Source organism: Microbacterium sp. Leaf159 (assembly GCF_001423615.1).
Classification (GTDB): domain Bacteria; phylum Actinomycetota; class Actinomycetes; order Actinomycetales; family Microbacteriaceae; genus Microbacterium.
In genome coordinates this window covers 1320444-1336227 of sequence record NZ_LMOU01000001.1, presented here as the reverse complement: position 1 = coordinate 1336227, position 15784 = coordinate 1320444, and the positions used below count along the sequence as shown (strand labels likewise).

Below are 15784 nucleotides of genomic sequence, written 5' to 3'. Positions count from 1 at the left end.
CTCAGCGGGCGGGGAAAGCCCGTTCGACCGCATCCACCACCGCGTCGTAGACGGAGTCCCACGGGACGAGCGGGGGAGTGACGCCGGCGAGCTCGAGGCTCACGGCGCCGTGCACCTGCGCCCAGACGGTGAGGGCTGCGGTCATCACCGCAGGCTCGTCGACGCGTGCCGCGAGTGCGCGCACGAGGGGTGCCATCGCCGTGCTCATGGTCGCATCGTCGGGGCGACAGTCTTCAGTGGCCACCCCGCCGCCGAACATCAGACGATAGAGTGCCGGGTTCGCCATGGCCCACGACCGGTACGCGAGCCCGAGGGCGCGCAGCCCCTGTGGTTCGGATGCCGCCTGTGCGTCGCCGAACGACGCGAACCCGTGCTCGATGACGGCCACGAGCAGCTCGGTCTTTCCCCCGAAGAGGGCGTAGACCGCTGAGGTCGAGGTGCCGGCGTTCTGCGCGATGTCGCGCAGGCTGATCCGCTCGGGGCCCTTGTGGTCGACCATCTCGGCGGTCGCATCGAGGAGGCGGCCGCGCAGCGCGTCGTCGTACAGAGGAGGTCTTGCCATGGAGTCGAGCTTATCGTAACGTTGTTGTATAACGAAGTTACATAACAATGTTGCAAGGAGTGGCTCATGGCTCAGCAGGTCTTCCCCGGTCGATTCATCGCATCACCGGAACGCGCGGACGTCACGGTCTTCCTGATCGGGATGCGGGCGAATCGGTGGTGGCAGCTGGGGCGCGTCATGCGCACGGCCAGCAAGATGCCGCCGATGCTGCGGCATCTCGCGACGCATGAGGATGCGGGGATGCTCGGCGCTCACAGCTGGTTCGGTCGCACGACGATCCTGCTGTCGTACTGGGAGAGCCCGGAGCATCTGCAGCGCTTCGCCGCCGACCGCGATGCGCCGCACCTGCAGCCGTGGCGCGACTTCATGCGCACGCTGCAGGGGAGCGGCAGCGTGGGCGTCTGGCACGAGACCTATCAGGTGCCGGTGACCGACCTCGAGGCGGTGTACGTCGACATGCCGATGTTCGGACTCGCGGCGGCCACCGCGCATGCACCGGTCGGCCCCGGAACGAAGACAGCGCGCCAGCGGCTGGGCCGCTGACGCGCTGTTCTCGGTGGGAGATCAGCCCTGCGGGTGCAGGCTGCTCTCGATGTTCGTGATGCGCGCCTGCTCGTCGAAACGGAACGTCGCCGTGCCGGTGCTGTCGGCGATCGTGGCTCCCGTGAAGGACTCATCGGTCCAGGTGAGGGTCCACCCGGCCAGTCGAGCGGCATCCCAGACCGCGGTGCGCGCGTCGGACATCGCGAGGCCCGCCAGGATGCGGGGCAGGACGATCGCCGCGGATGCGACGGTGAGCGGGGGGAGTGGCGCGTCGAGCAGGAACACCGCGTACGTGCCGCCGCCGACGGGAGCGAGGTAATACGGCGCCCGTCCGGTGAGCTCGACGGCCACGCCGCCGACCGTGTGGGCCGCCCGCGTGATCCACTCGGCATCGCCAGAGGCGTCTTCCGGGAAGGGGAGCTCGGTCTGGCTCAGCTCGACGATGCCGTGCTCGGTGCCGTAGTCGCGCAGTTGCGCGGCGACACCGGCGGAGTCTCCCTGCGGGTGCGCCCACGCCCAGAGCAGCGAACGGGGTCCGGGCGCGATCGTCGCGACGAGGTGCGCGCGCGTCACGAGCTGACGCGAGGCGTCGTCATTCGACGTGAACGTGAGGGTTCCGGCGGACATGTCCGCATCCCAGCGGTTGTCGCCGAGGCTCTCGAGCGCGGTGGCCAGCGAATCCTGGCGGAGAGCGGTGAACAGTGCGGCACGGTCTGCGAGCGGCTGGAGCGCGGCGAAGGTCATGCCCCCAGTCTCACCCGGATTGCTATGAATCCGCCAACTCCTCGTGTGCGGGCACCGCATCCGCAGGGCGGCCCATGCGCCAGACGCTCGGCACCAGCAGGGTCACCACCGCGATCGATGCGTAGAGGATCCCCGAGGTGATCAGGACCGTCTCGACGTCACTGTGCGTGATGAGCCAGCCGTACACGAGAGTGCCGATGGGCATCACGACGTAGCTCCCGAGCATGTCGTAGCTCGAGACGCGCGACAGCTTGTCGCCGGGCACGTTCTCCATCATTGCGAGGTTCCACCCGGTGCTGAACACCTCGGCACCGGCGCCGGCGAGGAACGCGGCGATGGCCAGCAGGATCACGGCAGGGTGGATGCCGAGCACCGTCAGCGGTATCGCGAACGCGGCCATGCCGATCATCCCGTAACGCAGCGGACGCTTCAGCGGGAACCACATCAGGATGAGCGTCATCAGCAGGATGCCGACGCCTTCGGCGCTGACCACCCACCCCCACCCGGCGATCCCGAGGCGCTCGTCGTTCTTCGCGATGTACGGACCGACGACGCCCCAGGCGCCTATGTGGATCGCGTTCATCACCATGAAGGCCAGCACGACCACCCACAGCCAGGTACGACCCCAGAATTCCTGCCATCCGACGCGGAGGTCATGGAACATCGTGGTTCCGCCGGCATGATCAGGCGGTGGGAGCCTGACCATCGCCAGGACCGGGATCGCGACGACCCAGCCGATCCCCTGCACGACCATCGCCCAGGCGGGGCCGGCGGCAGCGACGACGATGCCGGCGATGATCGGGCCGCCGATGGTGGTCGCGGAGCGCACGAACGACAGCATCGCGTTCGCCTGCTGCAGGTGCTCGGGAGAGGCGAGCTGAGGGATGATCCCCTGCATCGCCGGCAGCACGAACGCGGTGGATGCGCCGTTCACGACCGACAGCAGCGCGAGCAGGGGAACCGTGGCGGTGCCACTGAACAGGAGCGCCGCCATCGCCCCGACGGTGAGGATGTCGATCACGTAGCAGGACTGGATGATGAGCGCGCGCGGCAGCCGGTCGGCGATCACTCCGCCGAACAGCAGGAAGACGATGTTGCTGACCGTGAAGGCGGCGAGCACGAGCGACAGGGAACGGGCGTCGTTGTCGATCTCGAGCACCGCGAAGGCCAGGGCGATCGACGACATCGACCCGGCGATCAGCGTGATCGCGCGGGCGAGGAAGAACCAGCGGAATCCCTTGTCCTGCATCGCGGCGAGCGCGCGGATCATGACGGCGCCTCGCTTCTCTGCATCCGTCAATCCTGCCACCACGCCGGGCGGCGCCGGCGTCAGTAGCTGGCGCGCGTCGCGCCGTCGGAGGCGGGGATGAAGCGGGCGGCGAGCGCCTCGGATGCCCGCGCGAGCATCGCCACGTCGGCGCCGACCGCCACGAAGTCCGCCCCTGCGGCGATGTAGGCATCGGCGGCTGACGGGTCGAAGGCATTGACGCCGACGGGCTTGCCCGCGGCCTTCACCGCGGCGAAGACCTGCTCGACCGCCGACACGACCTCGGGGTGCGTCTGCTGTCCGAGCAGTCCCATCGACGCCGAGAGGTCGGAGGGCCCCACGAACACCGCATCCACACCGTCGACGGCGGCGATCTCGGCGGCGGCCGCGACCCCCGCGGCCGTCTCGATCTGCACGGTCAGTGACGTGTGTCGAGCCGAGTCCTGGAGGTACCCGTCGACCCTGTTCCAGCGGGCGCTGCGCGCGAGCGCGCTGCCGACACCGCGCACGCCCTCGGGCGGGTAACGGGTGGCGGCGACGGCCGCACGCGCCTCGTCGGCCGACGAGACCATCGGCACGATGAGGTTCTGTGCGCCGAGGTCGAGGACCTGCTTGATCGCCACCGTGTCGTTCGACGGCACGCGCACGACGGGGGCGATCGGGTATGCGGCGACGACCTGCAGCTGCAGCAGCGTGGACTCGAGCGTGTTCGCCGAGTGCTCCATGTCGATCAGCAGCCAGTCGAGGCCGGATCCCGCTGCCACCTCGGTCACGAGCGGGCTGCCGGAGCAGCCCCACATGCCGATCAGCGAGCGGTCGGAGGCGGCGAGCTGCTCGCGGAAGGAGGGGCTCAGATGAAGCGGCATTCGATCGTTCCCATCGGTCCGTAGTCGCACAGCACCTGATCGCCGCGCGACACCCACATCGGGCGTGTGAACGATCCTGCCAGGATGATCTCCCCGGCCTCCAGACGCGCGCCGTGCTGGTGGAACTTGTTGGCGAGCCATGCGACGCCGGTGGCGGGGTGGCCGAGCACACCGGCGGCGACTCCGGTCTCCTCGATCTCGCCGTTGCGCGCGAGCACACCGGGCACCCAGCGGAGATCGATCTCGTCAGGACGCTTGTGCACGGTGCCGAGCACCATCGCGCCGTAGGCCGCGTTGTCGCTGATCGTGTCGACGATCGTGCGCCCCTCGAGCTCGATGTGCGAGTTCAACACCTCGAGCGCCGGCACCGCGTAGTCGATGGCGGCGAGGGCATCGTCGAGAGTGCAGTCGGGGCCTTCGAGCGGATGCTTGAGCACGAACGCGAGCTCGACCTCGATGCGCACGTTCGAGAAGTGATCGACCGGGATCTCGGCGCCCGATTCGTACACGGTGTCGTCGAACATCACGCCGTAATCGGGCTCGGTGATGCCGGTGGCCTGCTGCATCGCCTTCGACGTCAGGCCGATCTTGCGGCCGATGAGGCGGCGCCCCGCGGCGATCTGAGTGTCGCGCCACACGCCCTGGATCGCGTACGAGTCCTCGACCGTCGCCTCCGGATACCGCGCAGTGATGCGCGGGATCACGGAGTGGTTCCGGTCGGCCTCGGCGAGTTCCGCGGCGATCTGCGCGACGGTGTCTGCGGACAGCATCCGTGTCTCCTCTGTGTCTGAACCTGCGTGCGAATCGATCAGAGCTGGTGGCCGAGCTTGTACTCGCCCTGCTTGTACTCGGGCATGCCCTCGTCGTCGTCGGGGCGCGTGTACGAGAACCCGTCGGCGCCGATCGTCACGGCCATCTCGGAGCTGTCGGTGCGATCGATGACCGGCTGCGGGTTGCCGTCGAGATCGAGCACGAGCGAAGCCTCGGTGTACCAGGAGGGCACGACCGGGTTGCCCCACCAGTCACGACGCTGGTTGTCGTGCACGTCCCAGGTGATGACGGGGTTGTCGGGGTCGCCCGTGTAGTAGTCCTGCGTGTACACCTCGACGCGGTGCCCGTCGGGGTCGCGCAGGTACAGGTAGAACGCGTTCGAGACGCCGTGACGGCCGGGGCCACGCTCGATGGCGTCGGAACGGCGGAGGGCACCGAGCTTGTCGCAGATCGCGAGGATGTTGTGCTTCTCGTGCGTCGCGAAGCAGACGTGGTGCATGCGCGGACCGTCGCCGCCGGTCATCGCGGTGTCGTGCACGGTGGGCTTGCGGCGCATCCAGGCGGCGTACACGGTGCCCTCGTCGTCCTGGATGTCCTCCGTCACGCGGAAGCCGAGGTCCTGCATGAACTTGACGGCGCGGGGGACATCGGGGGTGACCTGGTTGAAGTGGTCGAGACGCACGAGCTCGCCGGGGATGTGCAGGTCGTAGCGCCACGACATCCGCTCGACGTGGTCGGACTGGTGGAAGAACTCGATCGGGAAGCCCAGCGGGTCGACCACGCGCACGGAGTCGCCGACGCCCTTGACGAACCCGTCGGGGTTGCGGCGCACATCGCATCCGAGCTCGGTGTAGAACTCCACTGCCCGGTCGAGATCCGAGGCGTCGCGCACGCGGTACGAGAACGCGGCGACCGCGGCGATCGGTCCCTTGCGCAGAACGAGGTTGTGGTGGATGAACTCCTCGGTCGAGCGGAGGTAGATCGCCTCGTCGTCCTCTTCCGTCACATACAGGCCGAGTACGTCGACGTAGAACACCCTGGACGCCGCGAGGTCGGTGACGACCAGTTCCATGTAGGCGCAGCGCAGCACATCGGGTGGCGTGCTCTCGGGGGTCGGGACGGGGTTGTCGGTCCGGATCGGAGCCTCCTGGCTCACGTAGTAGCCCGATGAGGTCAGCGTCTTCGCAGTCTTGTCGGTCATCGCAGGGTCCTTGCTCAGTTCTTGCCGAAGGTCGGGTTGTGGGCGCCGCCGAGCGTGATGTGCACGCTCTGCTGGTCGGTGTAGAAGTCGATCGAGCGGTAGCCGCCCTCGTGGCCGAGGCCCGAGGCCTTGACACCGCCGAACGGGGTACGCAGGTCACGCACGTTGTTGCTGTTCAGCCACACCATGCCGGCCTCGACGGACTGCGCGAAGTTGTGCGCGCGCTTCAGGTCGTTCGTCCAGATGTAGGCGGCGAGGCCGTACTTCGTGTTGTTCGCGAGGGCGAGCGCCTCGTCGTCGGAGTCGAACGGTGTGATCGCGACGACCGGACCGAAGATCTCCTCCTGGAAGATGCGGGCGTCGGGGGATACATCGGCGAACACGGTCGGTGCGACGAAGTTGCCCGTATCGAACCCCTCGGGGCGTCCACCGCCGGCGACGAGGCGGCCCTCGGTCTTGCCGATCTCGACGTAGCTCATCACCTTGTCGTAGTGCTCGGGGTGCACGAGCGCGCCGACCTCGGTCGCCGGGTCGTGCGGGTAGCCGACCTTGACGCGCTTCGCCTGCGCGGCGTAGCGCTCGACGAACTCCTCGTAGATCGAGCGCTCGACGAGGATGCGGGAGCCTGCGGTGCAGCGCTCGCCGTTGAGCGAGAAGACACCGAAGATCGTGGCGTCGACCGCCGCTTCGAGATCGGCGTCGGCGAACACGACGGCGGGCGACTTGCCGCCGAGCTCCATCGAGAGGCCCTTGAGGAACGGAGCGGCGTTGCCGAAGATCAGCTGCCCGGTCGAGCTCTCGCCCGTGAACGAGATGAGCGGCACGTCCGGGTGCTTCACCAGCGCGTCTCCGGCGTCCTCGCCGAGGCCGTTGACGAGGTTGAAGACTCCCGCAGGCAGACCTGCCTCCTCGAAGATGCCTGCCCAGAGCGAGGCCGACAGCGGCGTGAACTCGGCAGGCTTCAGGACCACGGTGTTGCCGGTCGCGAGCGCGGGGCCGAGCTTCCACGACTCGAGCATGAACGGCGTGTTCCACGGCGTGATGAGGCCTGCGACGCCGATCGGCTTGCGGTTGACGTAGTTCATCTGCTTGCCCGGAACCTTGAAGGCGTCGTCGGACTGGGCGACGATCAGGTCGGCGAAGAAGCGGAAGTTCTCGGCGGCGCGGCGGGCCTGGCCGAGGGCCTGCGTGATCGGGAGTCCGGAGTCGTAGGACTCGAGCTCAGCGAGGCGGGCATCGCGCGACTCGACGATGTCGGCGATCCTGTGCAGCACCCGCGAGCGCTCGCGGGGGAGCATCCGCGGCCACGGGCCCTCGTCGAACGCGCGCTTCGCTGCGGCGACGGCGAGCTCGATGTCGGCCTTCTTGCCGGCGGCGGCGGTCGTGTAGGTCTTGTTCGTCACCGGGTCGAGCACGTCGAACGTGTCGCCGTCGACCGAGTCGACGAACGCGCCGTCGATGTAGTGCTGGATGTGATCGGGCAGGTCGGCGGGGATGCGGGAATCGGTCATGACTCGTCTCCTGGGTTGTGGTGAGAACGTGCGTGGAGGGCATCGAGGAAGGCATCCCTCGTGCGAAGGCGGTGGTTGCGGGCGGCGAGCTCGATCTCGAGCGGGTCCGCACCCGCGCGGATCAGCTCGAGGATCTCGGTGTGCTCCTCGACGGAGTGCTGGGCACGCCCCGGCACGTACGCGAAGGTGGAATCGCGGATGCCTGAGAGTCGCGCCCACCCTCGGTGCACCAGGTCGAGCAGGTGCGGGTTCGGGCACGGCTCGAAGAGCAGCGAGTGGAACTGTCGGTTGAGCTCGGTGAACGCGTGCGCGTCGAGGTGTCCGAGCATCTGGATCATCCGCTCGTTGACCGCCTCTGCCGCGTCGAGCGCCTCAGCGTCGAGCAGCGGAGCGGACAGTGCAGTGGCTGCGCCTTCGACCAGGCCCAGCGTCTGCATCGTGTGTGCGTATTCGTTCTCGTCGACGAGAGTGACGCGGGCGCCGACGTTGCGCTCGAAGGTCACCAGACCCTCGGCCTCGAGGCGCCGGATGGCCTCACGAACCGGCACGACGCTCATGCCGAGCTCCTCGGCCAACGACCCGAGCACGAGCCGGTAACCGGGGCCGAACACATGGCCCGAGATGCGCGAGCGGATCCATGTGTACGCCTGCTCGGACTTGCTGGCGTTCGCGACGGTGGTCATGACCGGGTCCCGCCCTCGGGGGCCGAACCGGTCGCCGCCTCGTACTTCTCGCGCCAGGCGGCGTTGAGGGGGAACAGTCCGTCGACGGGGTGCCCGGCGGCGACCTGCTCGGCGATCCAGGCGTCTTCGACCTCCTGGGCGAGCGCGTCGTCCGCCACCTGCTCGGCGAGCGCCGGCGGGATCACGATGACGCCGTCGCCGTCGCCCACGATGATGTCGCCCGGCTGCACCGTGGCGCCTCCGCAGGAGATCGTGATGTCGGAATCCCACGGCACGTGCTTGCGTCCGAGGACAGAGGGGTGTGCGCCCTGCGAGAACACCGGAAGTCCGATCTCGGCGACCGCGTCGAAGTCGCGCACGCCGCCGTCGGTCACGACGCCGGCCGCGCCACGAGCCCGAGCGCGCAGGGCGAGGATGTCGCCGAGCGTTCCGGTCGTCGCGTCGCCCCGGGCCTCGATGACGATGATCTCGCCCTCGTCGACGGCGTCGAAGGTGCGCTTCTGTGCGTTGTAGCCGCCGCCGTGGCTTTTGAACAGATCTTCACGGAAGGGGACGAATCGCAGCGTCTTGGCGGTGCCGACGATCTTGCTGCCGGGGATGTTCGCGGTCACGCCGTCGATGAAGCACGAATGATGCCCCCGCTTGCGCAGCTGGGCCGAGAGGCCGGCGGTCGGCGCCTCCATCAGCTTCGTGCGCAGCTCGGGGGAGAGAGCGGGCTCTGGAGATTCGGCAGGGAGGCCCGCCTCTTGGCGTGAGCCCCAGGCCTCGGTCCTCTGCAGGTCGTCGACGGCGGGCAACGAGCCGATGTCGCCGTCGAACGGGACCTCGCCCTGGGTGACCGTGGTCACGAGCCGGCCGGAGGAGGGGGAGCCTGCGGCATCCGGAGCATCGACCTCGATCTCGACCACGTCACCGGGGACGATCACGGAGGACCCTGCGGGCGTGCCGGTGAGGATCACGTCGCCGGGCTCGAGCGTGAAGTGCTGAGAGAGGTCGGCGACCAGCTGCGCGAGCGGGAAGATCAGCCCGGCGGTCGTGTCGTCCTGGCGCAGCTCGCCGTTGACCCAGGCGCGGACGCGAAGAGCCGCGGGGTCGACGGTGCGTGCGTCGATGAGCTCGGGGCCGAGCGGGGTGTACCCGTCGCCGCCCTTGGAGCGGACGTTGGAGCCCTTGTCGTTGGCGCGCAGGTCGTAGAGTCCGAGGTCGTTCGACGCGGTGACCCCGCCGACATGGGCCCAGGCGTCTTCGAGCGAGACGTTCCGCGCTGCGGTGTCGATGATCAGAGCAATCTCGCCCTCGAACGCGAGCAGCTCTGTGCCGGCTGGACGCTCGACGGTGCCGCCGGAGACGCCCACGGAGCTGGACGGCTTGAAGAAGTAGGAGGGGGATGCGGGCCTGCGCCCTCGCTGATCCGCACGTGAGGCATAGCTCAGGTGGATCGCGATGATCTTTCCGGGGCGGGTGATGGATGCCGTCACGGTGCGCCTCCTCGCGCTTTCGTCGACGCCTTGTGCGTCGTATTCGAAATCATATATCATCGTGTCACCCCTCGGCAAGCAACTCGAATCACCTCGTGAGCGAGCCGTGACAATGCGGTCACAATCAAAGGAGACACCCCTATGAGCGGGCAGTCACAGGCGGGTTTCACCCCCACCGGAACCATCGCGACGGCAGCCGACAGGCGCCGTGTCGTCTTCGCCACGGTCGTCGGAACGACCGTCGAGTGGTACGACTTCTTCATCTACGCCACGGCCGTCGGCCTGGTCTTCGGACAGCTGTTCTTCGAGCCCTTGGGTGCGAACAGCGCCATCATCGCCTTCGCGACGGTGGGCGTCAGCTTCCTCTTCCGCCCGCTCGGGGCCTTCCTCGCCGGACACTTCGGCGACAAGCTCGGCCGCAAGACCGTTCTGATGTGGACGCTGATCCTGATGGGGGCGGCGACCGCGCTCATCGGAATCCTGCCCACGTACGACGCGATCGGCATCACCGCGCCGATCCTGCTGGTGCTGCTGCGCATCATCCAGGGCATCTCGGCCGGTGGCGAGTGGGGCGGCGCCGTGCTGATGGCCGTCGAGCACGCCCCGCGCACCAAACGAGGGATCTTCGGCGCATCACCGCAGATCGGCGTTCCGCTCGGTCTGCTGCTCGCGTCGGGCGTCATGGCGCTCATGACGGCGATCGCTCCCGGTGACCAGTTCGCGATCTGGGGCTGGCGCATTCCGTTCCTGCTCAGCGTCGTGCTGATCCTCGTCGGCTACTACGTGCGTCGCAAGGTCGAGGAGAGCCCGGTCTTCACCGAGCTGGCCGAGCGCAAGGAGAAGGCGACGATGCCGATCGTGCAGCTGTTCCGCAAGCACCTGCTGCTCGTGATCATCGCGGCGTTCGTGTTCGCCGGCAACAACGCCGTCGGCTACATGACGACCGGCGGCTACATCCAGGGGTACGCCACGAACCCCGAGGGGCCGATCGGTCTCGACCGCGGCGCCGTGCTCTGGGCGGTCGCCGGATCTGCGGTGACCTGGCTGCTCACGACACTGCTGGCGGGATGGATCTCCGACCGGATCGGTCGCCGTACCACCTACATCATCGGGTGGGCCATGCAGCTCGTCGGCGTCTTCACGCTGTTCCCGCTGGTCAACACCGGCGAGATCGGCCTGCTGTTCGCGGGTCTCGCGATCCTCACGATCGGCCTCGGATTCACCTACGGGCCGCAGGCGGCGCTGTACGCCGAGCTCTTCCCTGCCAGCATCCGTTTCTCGGGAGTCTCGATCTCGTACGCGATCGGCGCGATCGCCGGCGGTGCGTTCGCGCCCACCATCGCGACCGCGATCGTGCAGGCGACCGGTTCGACGCAGGCGGTCACCTGGTATCTCGCGGGTATGACGGTGCTCGGCCTGATCGCCACACTGCTGCTGCGCGACCGCTCCGGAATCCCTCTGGGGCCGGACCACGAGGAGGAGCAGTCCGTGAGCCCGATCTACGGCGTCGCCAGGGCCTGACCTCGGTCAGCCGTCCACGATTCAGTATCGACGATGGTGCAGGCGATGCGTCGCTCCGGTTTATCGGGGCGACGCATCCGCCGTCTCCCGCTCATGCTGAACTGTGAACGGCGTCAGCCCTCGAGCGCGTCGCGGATCGCGGATGCCGAGAGCCGGAGGCGGTCGGCGATCTCGGCGTCGTCGAGGTCTGTCGCGACGTGCACCACGGCGATCGCCGCGGGGCGTTGACCGCGGAGGGCGAGCGGGACCGCGACCGACTGCACGGTGGGGATGACCTCGTCGTGGCTCGTCGCGTATCCGCGCGTGCGTGCCTCGTCGACGTCGGCGCGCAGCGCGGCGCTCGTGTGGTCTGGCCATTCCGACGCGGCGAGCTGCGTCAGGATCGCCTTGCCCGGTGCACCGACGGTCACGGAGTGGCGGGCGCCAGGGCGCTGAGCGACGCTCGCGATCGCGTGCCGGGGTTCGATGCTCGCGAGTGTGATGCAATCGTCGCCGTCGAGCACTCCGAGGAAGCAGGTCATGCCGAGTTCGTTCGCGATCGCGGTGAGCTCGGGGAGCGCCTCGGCCTGCAGGTCGTGGGCGACGCCGGCGGCGAGAGCAGCCATGCGGGGGCCGAGGGTGACGGAACCCGACGCGTCGCGCCCGATGAGCCGGTGGTCCTCGAGCGTGCGCAGCAGCCGGTAGGCGATCGAGCGATGCACGTCGAGTCGCGCGGCGATCTCGTCGATCGTGAGGGGAGTGCGCGCGTCGGCGAGCACTTCGAGGATGCGGATGCCGCGACTGAGGGTCTGCGAGGCCGGAGTGCCTTCGGGCATGCGTGCGCTCCCTTGCGGTGATCGACGGGTGGCTCTAGGCTGTGTTCAATAGTAGAACGGTGTGTTCGAATATAGAACACGATGCGTTCGATGGCAACACCTGACAGAGAAGTCCGGAAGGAATCGACGACGATGCAGTTCCACCACCACGGCTATGTCTCCGGAGACCCCCGCGTGAAGGATGCCGCGGGCATCGGCACCGACCGTCCCGCAGATCTGCCAGACGAGATCGACGTCCTCATCGTCGGCTCCGGCCCCGCCGGAATGCTGCTCGCAGCACAGATGTCCCAATACTCCGGTGTCTCCACGCGCATCGTCGAGAAGCGTGAGGGCCGCCTGGTGCTCGGCCAGGCCGACGGCATCCAGCCGCGCAGCGTCGAGACGTTCCAGGCCTTCGGCTTCGCCGAGCGGATCATCGCCGAGGCCTACAACATCGGGTGGATGAACTTCTGGGGCCCGAACCCCGATGAGCCGAGCGAGATCGTGCGCACCTCGCGCACGGCGGACTACGCCTACGACATCTGCGAGTTCCCGCATCTGATCGTCAACCAGGCTCGCGTGCTCGACTACTTCGCAGAGGCCGCGGCGAACGGCCCGGGCCGCATCGCCCCCGACTACGGCATCGAGTTCGTGGGGCTGACCGTGCACGACGAGGGCGAGTACCCGGTCGAGGTCGCGCTGCGATACGTCGCGGGGGAGCGGGCGGGCGAGGAGCGCACGATCCGAGCCAAGTACGTCGCAGGGTGCGACGGCGCGCGCAGTGGCGTGCGTCAGGCCATCGGACGGACGCACGTCGGCGGGAGCGCCGCACACGCGTGGGGCGTCATGGACGTGCTCGTGAACACGGACTTCCCGGACTGGCGCACCAAGTGCGCGATCAACTCGGAGGCGGGCAACATCCTGCACATCCCGCGCGAGGGCGGATACCTCAGCCGGATGTACATCGACCTCGGCGAGGTCGCAGAGGACGACGATCACCGCGTGCGCCAGACGCCGATCGAGGAGATCATCCGCAAGGCGAACGCGATCCTGAGCCCCTACACGCTGGACGTCAAGGAGGTCGCGTGGCACAGCGTCTACGAGGTCGGGCACCGCGTCACCGACGGGTTCGACGACGTGATCGACGGATCCGGTCGGACTCCGCGGGTGTTCCTCACCGGGGATGCCTGCCATACGCACAGCGCGAAGGCCGGCCAGGGCATGAACGTCTCGATGCAGGACGGCTTCAACCTCGGGTGGAAGCTCGGATCGGTGCTCACCGGGCGGGCGCCCGAGGCGCTGCTCGCGACCTACGGTGCCGAGCGTCGACCCGTGGCGCAGCAGCTCATCGACTTCGACCGCGAGTGGTCCACGCTGATGGCGCGCAAGCCCTCGGAGATCACCGATCCCAACGATCTCGCGACGTACTACCTCGCGACGGCGGAGTTCCCCTCCGGCTTCATGACGCAGTACACGTCGTCGATGATCACGGGTTCCGATGCGCACCAGGCGCTCGCCGCCGGGTTCCCGCTCGGCAAGCGCTTCAAGTCGGCAGAGGTCGTGCGGGTGGGCGACGGCAACGTCGTGCACCTCGGCCACCATGCGAAGGCCGACGGACGTTGGCGCGTCTACGCTTTCGGCGGTCGAGATGCCGCGAAGCTCGACGCCTGGGCCTCCCAGGCGGGGCCGGCCTTGGCGCGATTCACGCCGGCGGATGCCGATCAGGATTCCGTCTTCGACGTCAAAGCGATCTACCAGCAGCCGTATGAGGAGGTCGAGGTCACCTCTGCTCCCGCCCTGTTCCAGCCGAAGACCGGTCCGCTCGGACTCACCGACTGGGAGAAGGTCTACGCGGCCGGGCCGTCGAAGTGGACGGAGACCGACATCTTCGAGGCGCGTGAGCTGTCGCGGGACGGTGTCGTGGTCGTGGTGCGCCCCGACCAGTACGTCGCCGCGATCCTTCCGCTCGATGCCGTCGATGAGCTGACGTCGTTCTTCGAGGGAGCACTGCTGCCGGCATCCTGAGGGGCAGCATGACACGTGTCATGGCAAGGAGATGACACCGCCCTCCGGCGCCGTCGTCGCCGCTCCGGAAGGCTGGAGGCATGAACAACACCTCCGCGAGTCGGCCGGCGACGCAGGCCACCGCTCGGCCGGCATCCGACGCCCCGAACTATGATCCGGTCGTGCTCGAGCTGCGCGGCGTCACGCGCCACTTCGGCTCGGGCGACAGCCGCGTGCAGGCCGTGGCCGGCGTCGATCTGTCGATCCGCCGGGGGGAGGTCGTGGCTCTGCTGGGGCCGAACGGCGCGGGCAAGACGACGACGCTCGACATGCTCCTGGGACTCACGCAACCGAGCACCGGCAGCGTCCAGGTGCTCGGGGTCACGCCCGAGCGGGCGACATCGAGCGGCGCGATCGGCGCGGTGCTGCAGTCCGGCGGCCTGCTGGGCGACCTGACGGTGGGCGAGACCGTGCGCCTCATCGCCTCGCTGTACGGGGCAGCAGCCGCCGCACGCGTGCCCGAGGTCATGGCCCGTGCCGATCTCGAGAACCTCGCCCGCCGCCGGGTGTCGAAGTGCTCCGGTGGAGAGCAGCAGCGGGTGAAGTTCGCACTCGCGATGGTCTCCGACCCCGACATCCTCGTGCTCGACGAGCCGACGGCAGGCATGGACGTCACAGCCCGGCGGCACTTCTGGGATGTGATGCGGGCGGATGCGGATGCCGGGCGCACGATCGTCTTCGCCACCCACTACCTGGAGGAGGCGGAGCAGTTCGCGCGTCGGACGGTGGTGATGCACCGCGGCGCGATCGTCGCGGACGCCCCCACGGCGCTGCTGCGGGCGAGTCTGGGCGAGCGGAGCCTCTCCGCGACCATCGATCCGGCCGATGCCCCGCTCGTCGCGACGCTGAAAGACGAAGACGGCGTCGTCGACGTGCGACTGGACGGGGACCGACTGAGCCTGCGGGCAGCGGACTCGGACGCCGCCGCCCGCCTTCTGCTCGACAACGGCGCGCATGACATCGAGATCGCCGCCGCCACCCTCGAAACCGCCTTCACGGCCCTGACGGAGAACTGACATGCTCGTCTCACCCACCATGCTGCGTATCGAAGGCATCCGTCAGCTGCGCAACCCATACACGCTCGCATTCACGCTGGCGATGCCGGTCGCGATGTACCTGCTGTTCGGTGCGGGAATGGGCTACGGCTCGCTCTCGGCCGGCCATGGCAACGTCTCCTTCTATGTGATGACCTCGATGGCCGCCTACGGCACGGCGGTCGCGATGAGCTCGCTGACCTCGCTCGCGGCGACTGAGGCGAAGCAGGGCTGGGGTCGTCAGCTCGCGATGACCCCGCTGACGACCGCAGGCTACGCACTGACCAAGCTGCTCACATCCGTCGTCTTCGCTGCGCTGGCACTGGTGGCGGTCTTCTCCGCGGGCATGATGACCGGCGCGCAGGTCGAGGATGCGTGGCGCTGGGTCGCCACCGCCGCCATCATCCTCGGGATCGGCCTGATGTACGGGCTGTTCGGACTCGGCGTCGGCCTGTTCTTCAGCTCGGACTCCGCCGCGGCGCTGGCCTCGATCTCGATGACGTTCTTCGCGTTCTTCGGCAATGTCTTCATGCCGCTCGACGGCGTGATGCTCGACATCGCCCGCTTCACGCCCCTGTACGGCTTCGTCGCCCTCAGTCGCTGGCCGTTGACCGACGGTGTCCTCACCACGGGGCAGACGGATGAGCTGTGGATGCTGTTCCTGAACGTCATCGTGTGGCTCGCGCTGTTCGCGCTGTTGGTGACCATGGGGATGAAGCGTTCTCGGGCGCGTCAGTAGGAGCCC

General features: G+C 68.3%; 15 protein-coding genes. 5 read left to right on the top strand and 10 right to left on the bottom strand.

What is annotated here, in order from left to right; translation table 11 throughout:
* Position 1: 1 nt before the first annotated feature.
* Complete coding sequence (locus tag ASF80_RS06420) at positions 2-562, bottom strand: TetR/AcrR family transcriptional regulator (RefSeq protein WP_235559900.1); 561 nt, start codon at positions 560-562, stop codon at positions 2-4.
* Between the two features lie 66 nt (positions 563-628).
* On the opposite strand from ASF80_RS06420, the gene ASF80_RS06415 reads away from it, so the two are divergent.
* Positions 629-1105 (top strand): DUF4188 domain-containing protein, encoded by a 477-nt coding sequence (locus ASF80_RS06415; protein ID WP_056309017.1) that lies wholly within the window; start codon positions 629-631, stop codon positions 1103-1105.
* Positions 1106-1126: 21 nt separating this feature from the next.
* Here ASF80_RS06415 and ASF80_RS06410 read toward each other — a convergent pair whose 3' ends face one another.
* Genes ASF80_RS06410 through ASF80_RS06375 form a run of 8 tightly spaced genes read right to left on the bottom strand, consistent with a single transcriptional unit; the run spans position 1127 to position 9626 of the window.
* Positions 1127-1849: a DUF6882 domain-containing protein gene (locus ASF80_RS06410; RefSeq protein WP_056309015.1), complete on the bottom strand. Its 723-nt coding sequence runs from the start codon at positions 1847-1849 to the stop codon at positions 1127-1129.
* 22 nt (positions 1850-1871) lie between these two features.
* Positions 1872-3119, bottom strand: coding sequence for an MFS transporter (locus ASF80_RS06405; RefSeq protein WP_056309013.1), 1248 nt, complete (start codon positions 3117-3119; stop codon positions 1872-1874).
* Between the two features lie 59 nt (positions 3120-3178).
* Positions 3179-3982, bottom strand: coding sequence for an HpcH/HpaI aldolase family protein (locus ASF80_RS06400; protein WP_056309010.1), 804 nt, complete (start codon positions 3980-3982; stop codon positions 3179-3181).
* Positions 3967-4752: a fumarylacetoacetate hydrolase family protein gene (locus ASF80_RS06395; protein WP_056309008.1), complete on the bottom strand. Its 786-nt coding sequence runs from the start codon at positions 4750-4752 to the stop codon at positions 3967-3969. Before ASF80_RS06395 ends, ASF80_RS06400 begins: the two co-directional genes overlap by 16 nt.
* Positions 4753-4790: 38 nt before the next feature.
* Positions 4791-5954, bottom strand: a complete 1164-nt coding sequence (gene hpaD / locus ASF80_RS06390) for a 3,4-dihydroxyphenylacetate 2,3-dioxygenase (RefSeq protein ID WP_056309006.1) — start codon at positions 5952-5954, stop codon at positions 4791-4793.
* A 14-nt stretch (positions 5955-5968) separates the two neighbouring features.
* Positions 5969-7465, bottom strand: coding sequence for a 5-carboxymethyl-2-hydroxymuconate semialdehyde dehydrogenase (hpaE, locus tag ASF80_RS06385; RefSeq protein WP_056309003.1), 1497 nt, complete (start codon positions 7463-7465; stop codon positions 5969-5971).
* Positions 7462-8148, bottom strand: a complete 687-nt coding sequence (locus ASF80_RS06380) for a GntR family transcriptional regulator (RefSeq protein ID WP_056309001.1) — start codon at positions 8146-8148, stop codon at positions 7462-7464. Before ASF80_RS06380 ends, hpaE begins: the two co-directional genes overlap by 4 nt.
* On the bottom strand, positions 8145-9626 hold the full coding sequence (locus tag ASF80_RS06375) for a fumarylacetoacetate hydrolase family protein (RefSeq protein WP_056308999.1): 1482 nt from the start codon (positions 9624-9626) through the stop codon (positions 8145-8147). Before ASF80_RS06375 ends, ASF80_RS06380 begins: the two co-directional genes overlap by 4 nt.
* A 141-nt stretch (positions 9627-9767) precedes the next feature.
* Between ASF80_RS06375 and ASF80_RS06370 the strand changes: the two genes are divergently transcribed.
* Entirely contained in the window at positions 9768-11147 is a 1380-nt protein-coding gene (locus tag ASF80_RS06370; RefSeq protein ID WP_056308997.1) for an MFS transporter, read from the top strand.
* Positions 11148-11260: 113 nt separating this feature from the next.
* Here the strand turns inward: ASF80_RS06370 and ASF80_RS06365 are convergent, their stop codons facing one another.
* Entirely contained in the window at positions 11261-11962 is a 702-nt protein-coding gene (locus ASF80_RS06365) for an IclR family transcriptional regulator (protein ID WP_056308994.1), read from the bottom strand.
* 132 nt (positions 11963-12094) lie between these two features.
* On the opposite strand from ASF80_RS06365, the gene ASF80_RS06360 reads away from it, so the two are divergent.
* The 3 genes from ASF80_RS06360 to ASF80_RS06350 all read left to right on the top strand — a co-directional run bounded on the left by ASF80_RS06360 (position 12095) and on the right by ASF80_RS06350 (position 15778).
* Positions 12095-13966, top strand: coding sequence for an FAD-dependent monooxygenase (locus ASF80_RS06360; RefSeq protein ID WP_056308992.1), 1872 nt, complete (start codon positions 12095-12097; stop codon positions 13964-13966).
* Positions 13967-14046: 80 nt separating this feature from the next.
* Positions 14047-15021, top strand: a complete 975-nt coding sequence (locus ASF80_RS06355) for an ABC transporter ATP-binding protein (RefSeq protein ID WP_082488203.1) — start codon at positions 14047-14049, stop codon at positions 15019-15021.
* A gap of 1 nt (position 15022) precedes the next feature.
* Positions 15023-15778 (top strand): ABC transporter permease, encoded by a 756-nt coding sequence (locus ASF80_RS06350; protein ID WP_056308990.1) that lies wholly within the window; start codon positions 15023-15025, stop codon positions 15776-15778.
* Positions 15779-15784 lie beyond the last annotated feature (6 nt).